Here is a 12,582-nt window from a genome sequence, read left to right on the forward strand (position 1 = left end):
GGCTACGGGTCAGTTGTTTCAGTTGCAACCACTGTTGCGGCAGGCCGTACAATCGGCCGATCAGCCACAGCACAGGATGGTCATGAAGCTAGGTTCCCTGAAGGAAGGCGGCCGCGACGGCAGCCTGATCGTGGTCTCGCGCGATCTGCGCACGGCGGTGCGCGCCACCGGTATCGCGCCCACGCTGCAGCGCGCGCTGGAGGACTGGAGCAATGTCGCGCCGCGCCTGAATGCCTTGTCGGCCTCGCTCAACGAGAGCAGCGCCGATGGCGTGTTCGACCTGGATCTGCAGGCGCTGGCCGCACCGCTGCCGCGCGCCTACGAGTTCGTCGATGGCAGCGCCTACCTGCCGCACGTGGAGCGTGTGCGTCGTGCGCGCAATGCCGAGGTGCCGGAGAGCTTCTACACCGACCCGCTGATGTATCAGGCCACCAGCGCAGGGTTCTACGGCCCGCGCGACGCCATCAAGGTGATCAGCGAAGACCACGGCATCGATCTGGAAGCCGAACTGGTGGTGATCACCGACGATGTACCGATGGGTGCCTCGCCCGAGCAGGCCGCTGCGCACATCCAGCTGGTCGGCCTTGTCAACGACGTGTCGCTGCGCAATCTGATCCCGGCCGAGCTCGCCAAGGGCTTCGGTTTCGTGCAATCCAAGCCGCGCTCGGCGTTGTCGCCGGTGTTCGTCACCGTGGATGAATTGGACGACGCATGGCGCGACAACAAGGTGCATCTGCCGCTGGTCACCCACGTCAACGGTACCTGGTTCGGTGCGCCGGAAGCCGGCAACGACATGCAGTTCGACTTCGCTCAGTTGATCGCCCACGCCGCCAGGACGCGGCCGCTTTCGGCCGGCACCATCGTCGGCTCCGGCACCATCGCCAACCAGGACACCACGCTGGGCGCCTCGTGTTTTGCCGAACAGCGCGTGGTGGAAACCTTGCGCGACGGCAAGCCGAGCACGCCGTTCATGTCCTTCGGTGATGTGGTGCGGATCGAAATGTTCGATGCCGATGGCACCAGCATCTTCGGGGCGATCGAACAGCGCATCGAACGTCAGCCGCTGCCATGACACCGGCAAAGGCGTCTGCGAAGGTCGCTACGAACAACTGCACGCAGGGCAGGGCATGAGCGCGCCACTGGAATTGTTTTCGTACTGGCGCTCCAGCGCCGCGTATCGCGTGCGCATTGGCCTGCAGTTGAAGGCGCTGGCCTACATCGCGCATCCGGTGCACCTGGTGCGCGATGCCGGCGAGCAGCACGCGCCGGCGTATGCGCAGCTCAATCCGCAGGAACTGGTGCCCACCTTGCGGCATGGCGCGGTGGTGATTCCGCAGTCGCTGGCGATCCTGGAATATCTGGAAGATGCGTTCCCGGACAGTGCGCGGTTGCTCCCCGCCACGCCGGCCGAGCGCGCCCGCGTGCGTGCATTGGCGCAGGTCATCGCCTGCGATGTGCATCCGCTCAACAATCTGCGCGTCACCCAGTTTTTCGAACGCGAGTGGCAGCTGGCTGCCGCACAACGCCAGGCGTGGACGCAGCACTGGATGCAGCGCGGCTTTGCGGCACTGGAAGCGGAGTTGGGCAATGACCTGCACACCGGCACGTTCTGCCACGGCGACACGCCTGGTCTGGCCGATTGCGTGCTGATTCCGCAGCTCTACAACGCGCGCCGTTTCGCCGTCGATCTGACGGCGTATCCAACCCTGCAACGCATCGAACAGGCCTGCCTGGCACTGCCGGCGTTCGATGCGGCGCGGCCGGAAACGCAGCCTGACGCGGCAGTGTAGACGCGGGGAGTTGCCGGCCGTATCTGCCCTTCGGGCAGCCTCCCGCAATGGGGGGCGCGCAGAGCGATCGACGCGCGTGCGGCCGCTGATGCTCACGCCGGTCTACTGCAGGGTGCTGATCTGCGGCTTGGCTGCAGGGCCCTTGCCCGCCCACCCTCGCGGGACACGCCGCGAGTACGTCCATGTAGGCTCTTACGCGGCATCCATGCCGCGTAAGGTCCCGCGACGGTGGGCGGGCAAGGACCATCGGAGATGGTCGGTGTTTATGGCTTTCAACAAAGCAACCAGCAGACTTTCTGGTGCGGTGTCCTCACCGATTGCGGGACCATGTGGCGGCATGGATGCCGCCACTGAGCCTCCATGGACGGATTCACGGCGTGTCCCGCGAGCGGTGAGGGCGCCGCGCCCGCGACCGACTAGGCTTTTTGCTCTGGACTTTTGACTGCATCCAACAAGATGCGACCAACAAAACCACTGCGCTCACCGCCAGGCGGCCGCACGCTAAATTTTGTTGGTCGCTCTAAACAAACCCGTGGCTGATCTTGGGCGCTGCGGCCGTTTCGTAATCCGCATACGGGTCGTGTTCGCCGGAGCCGCCTTCGGACAGGCGGAACTTCAGCGCCAGGCCATCGCGCGAGTCGGCGGCGCGCAGCGCTTCCTCCTGCTCGATTTCGCCGGATTTGACCATGCGGAACAGGCATTGGTCGAAGGTCTGCATGCCTTCTTCCAGCGATTCTTCCATCGCCGCCTTGACCTCGTGCACCTGGCCGCGTCGCAGCAGGTCGCGAATCATCGGGGTGTTGAGCAAGACTTCGGTGGCGGGGCGGCGGCGTCCGTCCTGGCCCTTGACCAGGCGTTGCGACACCACCGCACGCAAGTTCAGCGCCAGATTCATCAGCACGTTCTTGTGCGCGCTTTCCGGGAAGAAATTGAGAATGCGCTCGATGGTCTGATCGGCATTGTTGGAATGCAGCGTCGCCAGACACAGGTGACCGGTTTCGGCAAACGCAATCGCCGCCTCCATGGTTTCGGCATCCAGGATTTCGCCGATCAGGATCACGTCCGGCGCCTCGCGCATCGCGTTCTTCAGCGCGCTCTGGAAGGTGTGGGTGTCCAGACCGACTTCGCGCTGGTTCACGATCGACATCTTGTGCTTGTGCAGGTATTCGATCGGGTCCTCGATGGTGAGGATGTGCCCGGTGGTGGTGCTGTTGCGGTGGTCGATCATCGAGGCCAGTGAGGTCGACTTGCCGGAGCCGGTCGAGCCGACCAGCAGCACCAGGCCGCGCGGCGTCATGATGACGTCCTTGAGCACCTGCGGCAGGTTGAGTTCTTCGATGCTCGGGATCCGGCTGCGGATGGCGCGGATCACCATGCCTGCTTCGCCACGCTGCTTGAACACGTTCACACGGAAGCGTCCGGCGTCGGGCAGCGAGATGGCCATGTTGAGTTCCAGGTCGCGCTCGAACTGCGGCACCTGGCCCTCGTCCATCAACGAGTAGGCGATTTTCTTGACCATCCCCGGCGGCAACCCCGTATTGCCGAGCGGGTAGAGCTTGCCTTCGATCTTGATGTACACCGGCGCGCCGGTGGTCAAAAACATGTCCGAGGCATTCTTTTCGGTCATCAGCTTCAGGAAGTAGCCGATATCCATGCGCAATGGTTCCCCAACAAACAGCAGCGTCTCGTTGCAAGTCCGCCGCAGGCTTCCGACAATGGCCGTGCTCGAGACTTCTCGCTACGGCTCCCCTAATGACGGCTAGCTTCGCATACTTGCGGCGATCCCTGTATGGCATCGCCTGTTTCATGGTTCTTTCCTCTCCCGCCGCCGCCCAGGTGGCACCGGAGCTCACCGCCGCCGAACAGGCCGTGCAACGCGCCACCCAGGCCGATGCCGACCAATACGCCCCCGATCTGGTCAATCTGGCCCGACAGGAATTGATGCAGGCCCAGCAGGCGCAACTGGACAAGCGTCAGCGCAAGCAGGTGCCGCAGATCGCCTTGCGCGCTGCTGCCGATGCCGATCTGGCCAAGGCACGCAGCGAAGAAGCGGTGGTCACCGCCCAGCTGGAACAGCGCCGCAAGGAAGTGGCGCAGTTGCAGAACAGCCTCAACACCGGGGAGGGTGGCCGATGAAACTGCGTCCTCTTCTCTATATCGGTGTAATGAGCCTGGCCACACTGCCGTCGCTGGCAATGGCCGCCAAGGACGACCCGCAGGCCGACGCGCTCAACCGGCGCCTGGCCGCGCTGCAGAACGACCCGCAGACCAATGAACTGGCCCGCTTCGAGCGGCTGCAGGCGCAGCAGAGCGTGGCGGCGCTGGCCGAAGCCAAGCGGCGCGACCGCGACGAGCTGGTGTTTCTGGCCGACCGCCGGGTCGAAATCGCCGAACGCACCGCCCGCACCGCACTGGCACGGCGCGAGCTGGACCGGCTGGAAGGCACCCGCAACGACCTGCTGATCGAAGCCAGCCGCCGGGATGCTTCACGCGCCCGGCAGGAGGCCGAGCGTCTGCGCGTGCAGGCGCAGATCCAGGCCGAAGAGGCTGAGCGCATGCGGCAGGCGGCCGAGCAGGAGACCCTGGCCCGCCAGGACGCCGAGCTGGCGCTGACCAGCGTGGCCGGCAAGCAGACCGCCAAGCTCAATGCGGCCCAGCAAAAGGCCGTGCAACTGGCGCACGAAGAAGCCGAACTGGTGTCCGGGGCCAAGTTGCCGTCCGCCAGGTTCGAACCCCGCGGTGAAGTGTTTTCGTTGGGCAGCGGCGCGTTCGGCGGCAAGACCGCGCTGTCTGGCGATGCTGTAGGGCAGGCCAAGGCGCTGGCCGAATATCTGAACATCGGCAAGAAGGGTCGGGTGAGCATCGTCGGTTTCGACAGCGATGCAGCCACGGCCAAGCAGCGGGCCGAAGCGGTGCGCGATGCGCTGGTCGCCGCCGGAGTGGCCAGTGCACGCTTGCAGGTCAGCGGGACCAAGGCTGCAGCCAGCAAGACGCGCGCTGCCGAGGTGGTTGTCTCGCCGTAATGCAAGTGGTTGGAAGTTAAGGTCTTTTAACCCGGGCATGACGCCCGGTTGAACCGCGGTCACTGATTGACACAGGGAACGGCAAAAGCAGCCGTTCTGGCCTTGAACCCCCTCCGCGACCGGCGTAGGGTCGTACTCCCGGGCAGCACTCCGCTGCCTGGAAGTACGGAGGGCCGGGCCAGTGACGCAAGGGCACGCAACAACGCAATTCGGTGGGAAGGTTGTTGGTTCCGCCAGTGCGCTTGCCATTGTGATCCGCGAGTCTTCCATCCCCAAGCTGCGCCCCGTGCCGTCCCTGGCCGGGGCGTTCTTGTTTTAAGTGAAGGAGGTAACGCCATGTTCGAAGGGCAACCGCAGACCGAAATCGACGCATTGGTCAAGTCCGATCCCGAGTTCAAGCAGCTGTACCAACGCCACAAGCTCTTGAACAAGAAATGCATGGATGCCGAACTCGGGGTGCTCCCGATCGACGACGTGACCTTGGGCCAGATGAAACGCGAGAAATTGCAGGCCAAAGAAAAGCTCACCCGGATGTACGACCAGCTCACGCACTGATCCTTCCCCACATCCAGAACAAGTTCACCGCCGCGGGCGGTGGCAGCCTCCTCGTCGGCTCGCCACCGTCCGCGTCTTTATGTGTGCGGCCGTTGGAGCAGCGGCTGAGCTCGCTCGTTCATAGGCGAGCGCGATCGTTTCCAGTCTGAATGAGCATTCCCTAGCCGTTCGTCGGATAATGGGCGGCCTAGCCCACGCGGCGCAGCGACGATATCCCGATGGCGATCCACTCCTCCGTACTCGAACTGATCGGCAACACGCCGATCGTCAAGGCACAGCACCTGGACACCGGCGTCTGCGATCTGTTCTTCAAGCTGGAGGCGGCCAACCCCGGGGGATCGATCAAGGACCGTATCGGCCTGTCGATGATCGAAGCAGCCGAACAGCGCGGTGATCTGACCCCTGGCGCCACGCTGGTCGAAGGCACGGCCGGCAACACCGGCCTGGGCCTGGCGCTGGTGGCGCAACAGAAGGGCTACAAGTTGATCCTGGTGGTGCCGGACAAGATGAGCCGCGAGAAGATCTTCAACCTCAAGGCCATGGGTGCCCAGGTGGTGCTGACGCGTTCCGACGTGGCCAAGGGCCATCCCGAGTATTACCAGGACCTGGCCGCCAAGATCGCCGCCGAGACGCCCGGCGCCTACTTCATCAACCAGTTCGGCAACCCGGACAACCCGGCCGCGCACGAATTCGGCACCGGCCCGGAAATCCTGGCGCAGATGGACGGCAATCTGGACGCGATCGTGTTCGGCTGCGGCAGCTCCGGCACCATGACCGGCCTGTCGCGCGCGTTTTCCACTGCTTCGCCGCACACCGAGCTGGTGCTGGCCGACCCGGTGGGTTCGATCCTGACCCAGTACATCGAAGAGGGCACCGTCAGCGAGAAATCCGGCAGCTGGCTGGTCGAAGGCATCGGCGAGGACTTTCTGCCGGATATTTCCGATTTCTCGCGGGTCAAGAAGGCCTATTCGATCACCGACGCGGAAAGCTTCCACACTGCGCGCGAATTGCTGGCCAAGGAGGGCATCCTCGGCGGCTCGTCCACCGGCACCTTGCTGGCCGCCGCGCTGAAGTACTGCCGCGAGCAGACCACGCCAAAGCGCGTGCTGGTATTCGTCTGCGATACCGGCAACAAGTACCTGTCCAAGATGTACAACGACTACTGGATGCTGGACAACGGTTTTCTGGAGCGCCCGCAGCACGGCGATCTGCGCGACCTGATCCTGCGCCCTTACAACAAGCGCGACACCGTGGTGGTGGGCCCGAAAGACCTGCTGACCACCGCCTATCAGCGCATGAAGCTGTATGACGTCTCGCAACTGCCGGTGATCGATGACGGCGAGCTGGTCGGCATCGTCGACGAAAGCGACGTGCTGCTGCATGTGTACGGCGACGAGGCGCGCTTCCGCGACCCGATCTCCACCGCCATGGTCAGCAAGCTCGATCGCCTGGATGTCGCCTCCCCGATCGAAGCGCTGCTGCCGGTGTTCGACCGCGGCCAGGTCGCCATCGTCATGGACGGCAACCAGTTCCTGGGCCTGATCACCCGTATCGACCTGCTCAACTACCTGCGCCGCCGCGTGCAGTGATCGCGCAAGCCCGCGCGTGTCAATGAGACGCGCGGCATTGGCCGTTCAGACCTGCTTGTTACAATTCGCCACTTTTTCCGGGAACCTCCATGTCCAACCGCACCGCAACCAGCCACGATGGCGCGCGCGAACTTTCGCTTGCCACGCTGGCGATCCATGGAGGGCAGTCGCCGGATCCCAGCACCGGCGCGGTGATGCCGCCGATCTATGCGACGTCCACGTATGCGCAGTCCAGCCCCGGCGAGCATCAGGGCTTCGAATACTCGCGCACCCACAACCCCACGCGCTTTGCCTATGAGCGCTGCGTCGCGTCGCTGGAAGGCGGCGCGCGCGCGTTCGCGTTCGCCTCCGGCATGGCCGCCACCTCCACGGTGATGGAGTTGCTGGATGCCGGCAGCCACGTGGTGGCGATGGACGACCTGTATGGCGGCACCTTCCGCCTGTTCGAGCGCGTGCGCCGCCGCACCGCCGGCCTGGACTTCAGCTTCGTCGACCTGACTGACCCGGCCGCCTTCGAAGCCGCGATCCGCCCCGACACCAAGATGGTATGGATCGAAACCCCGACCAACCCGATGCTCAAGCTGGTCGACATTGCCGCCATTGCTGCCATCGCGCGCAAGCACGGCCTGCTGATCGTGGTCGACAATACCTTCGCCTCGCCGATCCTGCAGCGCCCGCTCAGCCTGGGCGCCGACATCGTCGTGCACTCGGCCACCAAGTACCTCAACGGCCACTCGGACATGGTCGGCGGCATCGCGGTGGTCGGCGACAACACCGAGCTGGCCGAGCAACTGGCGTTCCTGCAGAACTCCATCGGCGGCGTGCAAGGGCCGTTCGACAGCTTCCTCGCCCTGCGCGGCCTCAAGACCCTGCCGCTGCGCATGCGCGCGCATTGCGAGAACGCTCTGGCGCTGGCGCAATGGCTGGAAACCCATCCCGCGATTGCAAAAGTGATCTATCCCGGCCTGGCCTCGCACCCGCAGCACGCACTGGCCAAGACGCAGATGACCGGTTTCGGCGGCATCGTCTCGATCGTCCTCAAGGGCGGCTTCGACGCGGCCAGGCGGTTTTGCGAACGCACTGAACTCTTCACCCTGGCCGAATCGCTCGGTGGCGTGGAGAGTCTGGTGAATCATCCTGCGGTTATGACGCATGCCTCCATCCCCGTGGCCCGCCGCGAACAGCTTGGGATCAGCGATGCGCTGGTGCGGCTGAGCGTGGGGGTTGAGGATTTGGGGGATTTGCAAAATGACCTTGACGCTGCGTTGCGTAGGTAATCATGTACGACAGTGCTACTAAATTCCCGGCATTCTCACCACTTGGGCCTTTTCAGGCCTGGGTGCGTCACCGCACCCTCACTCTGGAGCTGACTCGACGCGATGTTCTAGGTCGCTACAAGGGCGCAAGTTTTGGACTGCTATGGTCGCTGATCAGTCCGTTCTTGATGCTGCTGATCTATACCATCGCATTCGGCTATGTGCTGAAGTCACGTTGGCCAGGCACCAGTGACAATATCGCCGACTTCGCGATGCTACTGTTCATGGGCCTGATCGTTCATGGCTTCTTTGCCGAATGTCTCAGTCGTTCGCCAATGATGATCGTCGGAAATCCGAATTTGGTTAAGCGCATCGTATTTCCCCTGGATATCTTGCCGTGGACTGTGATGTTGTCGGCGCTATTCCATGCCTTCACCAATGCGCTCGTGTTCGCGTTATTGAATTTCCTGCTGCGAGGCGAGTTGCATCCCACAATGCTGCTGCTGCCGCTGGTATTTTTACCCTTGGCGATCGGTATGCTCGGAGTCGGCTGGTTATTGTCATCGCTTAGTGTGTATTTGCGCGATATCAACCAGGTGACGGGTGTGCTGGCAACTGCTGTGCTGTTTTTGTCTTCCGCAATCATTCCTGTGGATACATTGCCGCAAAAGTATCAGCTGATCTTTCACCTCAATCCGCTGACCTTCATTATTGACGAAGCCAGGGCGGTGGGCTTTTGGGGGCGCATGCCGGATTGGCAGGGATTGGCGACCTACCTGCTTGGTGCGCTTGTCTTTGCCTATTTAGGCTACGCGGTGTTCCAGAAAACCCGTCGGGGGTTCGCTGATGTCCTCTGACATTATCTCCGGCGATATGCCGCGTGATCTGGTGATCGACGCGCGCAACGTTGGCAAGTGCTACCATGTCTACGAAAGGCCATCGCATCGGCTCCTGCAGGGTCTTGTCGGAGGAAGTCGTCGTTATTACCAAGAATTCTGGGCGCTGCGTGGCGTCGACCTTGCCGTCCACAAGGGGCAAACCGTTGGTATCATCGGCCGTAACGGTTCAGGTAAGTCGACATTTTTACAAATGCTTGCCGGTACGTTGGCTCCGACCGAAGGCAGTATTCATGTCGAAGGACGTGTCGCTGCACTGCTCGAATTGGGTAGTGGCTTTAACCCTGAATTCACCGGACGTGAGAATGTCTATCTCAATGCCGCGATTCTTGGCCTGACCAAGGCCGAAGTCGATGCGAGGCTGGACAGTATCCTTGCTTTCGCTGATATCGGGCAGTTCATCGACCAGCCTATTCGCAATTATTCAAGCGGCATGGTTGTGCGTCTGGCTTTCGCGGTGCAGGCTCAGGTGCAGCCGCAGCTGCTTATCGTTGATGAAGCGCTTTCCGTTGGTGATGCAAAGTTTCAAGCCAAATGCTTCGCTCGGTTGCAGCAGCTCAAAGACGATGGGGCTTCCATCCTTCTGGTCAGTCACTCGGCCGATCAGATTGTCCAACATTGCGATTTTGCAATGCTGCTTGAAGGTGGGCGCAAGCTGCAAAGCGGCAAGCCGAAGCACGTAGTAAACAGCTATTACAACTTGCTGTTCGGTACTGGCGAAGCGCAGGAAGCCGGCGATTCTGTCGCTCAGGATGGATTTGCAGAGGCCTCAGCGTTCGCAGGAACCAAGCAGAATGATCTGGTCGATCGCTACAATACAAGGCCAAACTACAATCCACACGAGTTTCGATGGGGCGATTGCGCCGCCAGGATCCTCGATTTTGAATTGCGCTCACCTCAGGCGGTCTATCCTGCGATTCTGGAATCCGGTACCGAGCTGCGTCTGGCAATAAGGATTTACTTCGTGCAGCAGGTGGTGAGGCCAATTCTCGGCATCACCGTCAAGACTGCAGAAGGCGTGTCAGTGTATGGAACCAATTCCGAATACAAGCCTCTACAGGGCCTGGCCGCAGTCATTACTGCAGGGTCTGTGCTTGATGTAACGGCTAGCTTTCGTTGCGTTCTGGCCGAAGGGGACTATTTCGTCTCATTAGGAATTGCGAGTCGAGATGAAAGTGATGCGGTGGTCCCGCACGATCGTCGGTACGACAGTATCCACTTCAAGGTCATGAAGTCGGATTTCTTTGGCATGTCCGATTTGGGGCTGGAAATGCAAGTGGTGCAGTCAGCCGAAAGCGACCTTGGCGAGACCTTTGTCGACGATGCCGCTGCGGAAAAAATAAGGTAATTCGATGAGTATGAATGAACTGCTTCGCACAGCGGGATATGTGTTGTCTGACGCAACGGGCGTCTGGGCGCGGAGCGCTTACGCCAGTATCGCATACAGCGATGGCGATGAATCGGAAACCGGCCTGGAAGCGATCATTCGGGGCGCCTCAGATGTCAGTATATTTTCTCCGGAGTTAGCGGAGGCATGTGTCGACTGGCCAAGTCGCTATCACTTGTCCACAGAGCGCGCAAATGTCCTTCGTCCTTTTGCACAGGTCCTGCAATCAAATACGCGCGTACTGGAGATCGGCGCTGGCTGCGGTGCAATTACCCGCTATCTCGGTGAAACTGGCGCACAGGTTCTCGCCCTCGAGGGGTCGGTGCGGCGTGCTGGCATCGCGCGCCTAAGGACCCGCGATCTGGCAAATGTGGATGTGATGGCGGAAAGATTCCAGGATTTTCGCACTCCCATAAAGTTTGATGTCATCACTTTGATAGGTGTTCTGGAATACGCCAGCGTTTTTACCGATGAGCAAGCGGCCGCACTGAGTATGCTGCGATCAGTGCGGCAGATGCTTGCGCCCGGCGGGCGGTTGGTGATCGCGATCGAGAACAAGCTGGGTCTCAAATATCTTGCTGGTGTGCCGGAAGATCATCTTGGGCAGCCTATGGTTGGCGTGGAGGACCGTTATACTGAAGGCGGTGCGCGCACCTTTGGTCGTCACGAAATCGAAGGCCTGCTTGCAGAAGCTGGATATTCTTCACGACATTTTATGGTGCCGGTCCCCGACTATAAGATGCCTGCCTCGGTACTTACTGAGCGTGGTGCAACATGTAACGCCTCGCAATTCGATGCAGGTAGCTTGATCGCGCAGGCGGTACGGCGAGACCCTCAGCTGACACCGACATCCTTCAATTTGCAACGAGCGTGGCCGGTAGTTGCAGAAAACCGGTTGGCGGTGGATCTTGCGAATTCTTTCTTGATCGAAGCTACGGCAGAGCCGGCGCCAGTGAGCAGTCAGGATGTTTTGGCGTTTCACTATAGTACCCAGCGGCAACGTCATTTTGCGCGGGAAACGCTCTTCATCGAGCGTGGAGATGGCCAAGTAGTTGTAAGGTCTTCGGCTTTGCATCCCGTTCGGGAGGCTGGGTCTGGGGCGTCGGTGCGTCTGCAGGTGCAGCCAGAGTCGGCTTACTATCATGGCGAGCTGGTAGCGAATGATATGAGGGCGGTGCTAGCTCTTGCAGGGTGGGAGCTGAATTCATTTGTAGAAGTCGTGAGCGGCTATCTTGTCGATTTGGCCAAAGTGCTGCGTGACGAAGGTCAGCCGGTCGCGTTCGATTCGTTTGACGCTGTCCTTCCGGACGATTATATAGATGCAACTCCGTCTAATCTCATTCGCACCCCCAATGATGGTGTGGTGTACATTGATCGCGAGTGGAGCGTCAACGCGCCGACGCTTGGTTGGTTATTGATACGTAGTCTGATGTTTGGGTTTGCGGGAGCATCGGTTGCTGTATCGCACGATGTGCAAGGTTTGTCATTACGTGCTTTTATCCTGACAGTGCTGGAGCGACTTGGCCTACACTGCTCTGAAAATGCGTTTGACGCCTGTATGCAGCGCGAGTTTGAATTCCAGATGGCTGTTACCGGCAAAAATCAGGTCCAAACCCTTGAGGACCTGCTGGCGACGCATTTGCTGTCAGCGCCTGCAGCGATGCCCGCAGTGGCAGCAGACGCAGATGAGCGTCTTTCCACAATCCAGCATATGTTGAATCTCGGTGCGCAGCACGGAGTCAACATGCATCTGCTGATCGAGTCGTTGCATCAAGCACTCGGGGAAGCTCAATCGCGCTCCGTTCCCGCATTGGAGCGCATCGACGCTCGGACTGCTCAACTCACTCTAGGACAGGAGGCACTCCATGATCGTCTCGTCGCCACGGATGGCCGGTTGAATGAGGCAGTTGCTTACTGGAGCGCGCAGCAGGCTGAAAATTCTGAGCGGCTTCGTTCGGCTCTTGATGCTTTGTTGGCCAACGATCCTTTGCGAGAGCTTAAAGAAAAAGTCGTCTCGTTTGAGCAGGCGCAGGCGTCGCTGTTAACAGAGCTCTCGCGGCGTCCATGGTGGAAACGTTGGTAAGCC

Annotated in this window: 11 protein-coding genes; 10 read left to right on the plus strand and 1 reads right to left on the minus strand. The window is 60.9% G+C overall.

The window, feature by feature from the left end; translation table 11 throughout:
* Positions 1-13 precede the first annotated feature (13 nt).
* Positions 14-1,072, plus strand: coding sequence for a fumarylacetoacetate hydrolase family protein (locus NYR97_RS12510; protein ID WP_316698207.1), 1,059 nt, complete (start codon positions 14-16; stop codon positions 1,070-1,072).
* Between the two features lie 55 nt (positions 1,073-1,127).
* Positions 1,128-1,790, plus strand: a complete 663-nt coding sequence (gene maiA, locus NYR97_RS12515) for a maleylacetoacetate isomerase (RefSeq protein ID WP_316693519.1) — start codon at positions 1,128-1,130, stop codon at positions 1,788-1,790.
* A 520-nt stretch (positions 1,791-2,310) separates the two neighbouring features.
* Here maiA and NYR97_RS12520 read toward each other — a convergent pair.
* Complete coding sequence (locus NYR97_RS12520; protein ID WP_006449645.1) at positions 2,311-3,444, minus strand: PilT/PilU family type 4a pilus ATPase; 1,134 nt, start codon at positions 3,442-3,444, stop codon at positions 2,311-2,313.
* A gap of 98 nt (positions 3,445-3,542) precedes the next feature.
* On the opposite strand from NYR97_RS12520, the gene NYR97_RS12525 reads away from it, so the two are divergent.
* The 8 genes from NYR97_RS12525 (at position 3,543) to NYR97_RS12560 (ending at position 12,579) form a co-directional block, all read left to right on the plus strand.
* A complete protein-coding gene (locus tag NYR97_RS12525; protein WP_006449646.1) occupies positions 3,543-3,926 on the plus strand; it encodes a DUF4398 domain-containing protein in 384 nt (127 codons plus the stop codon).
* Positions 3,923-4,813 carry a hypothetical protein gene (locus tag NYR97_RS12530; RefSeq protein ID WP_316693527.1) on the plus strand — a complete coding sequence of 297 codons (891 nt, stop codon included), beginning with the start codon at positions 3,923-3,925 and terminating at the stop codon, positions 4,811-4,813. Before NYR97_RS12525 ends, NYR97_RS12530 begins: the two co-directional genes overlap by 4 nt.
* Positions 4,814-5,149: 336 nt before the next feature.
* Entirely contained in the window at positions 5,150-5,368 is a 219-nt protein-coding gene (locus NYR97_RS12535; RefSeq protein WP_002814034.1) for an HP1242/YdcH family protein, read from the plus strand.
* Positions 5,369-5,586: 218 nt separating this feature from the next.
* Positions 5,587-6,957 (plus strand): pyridoxal-phosphate dependent enzyme, encoded by a 1,371-nt coding sequence (locus tag NYR97_RS12540; protein WP_316693531.1) that lies wholly within the window; start codon positions 5,587-5,589, stop codon positions 6,955-6,957.
* Positions 6,958-7,046: 89 nt separating this feature from the next.
* Positions 7,047-8,234, plus strand: a complete 1,188-nt coding sequence (locus NYR97_RS12545; protein WP_316693533.1) for a cystathionine gamma-synthase — start codon at positions 7,047-7,049, stop codon at positions 8,232-8,234.
* A gap of 2 nt (positions 8,235-8,236) precedes the next feature.
* Entirely contained in the window at positions 8,237-9,070 is an 834-nt protein-coding gene (locus NYR97_RS12550; RefSeq protein WP_205392510.1) for an ABC transporter permease, read from the plus strand.
* Positions 9,060-10,457, plus strand: a complete 1,398-nt coding sequence (locus tag NYR97_RS12555) for an ABC transporter ATP-binding protein (protein WP_205392509.1) — start codon at positions 9,060-9,062, stop codon at positions 10,455-10,457. Before NYR97_RS12550 ends, NYR97_RS12555 begins: the two co-directional genes overlap by 11 nt.
* A gap of 10 nt (positions 10,458-10,467) precedes the next feature.
* A complete protein-coding gene (locus NYR97_RS12560; protein ID WP_316693539.1) occupies positions 10,468-12,579 on the plus strand; it encodes a class I SAM-dependent methyltransferase in 2,112 nt (703 codons plus the stop codon).
* The last annotated feature ends 3 nt before the right edge of the window (positions 12,580-12,582 follow it).

The organism is Xanthomonas hydrangeae, assembly GCF_032697525.1.
Taxonomy (GTDB): domain Bacteria; phylum Pseudomonadota; class Gammaproteobacteria; order Xanthomonadales; family Xanthomonadaceae; genus Xanthomonas; species Xanthomonas hydrangeae.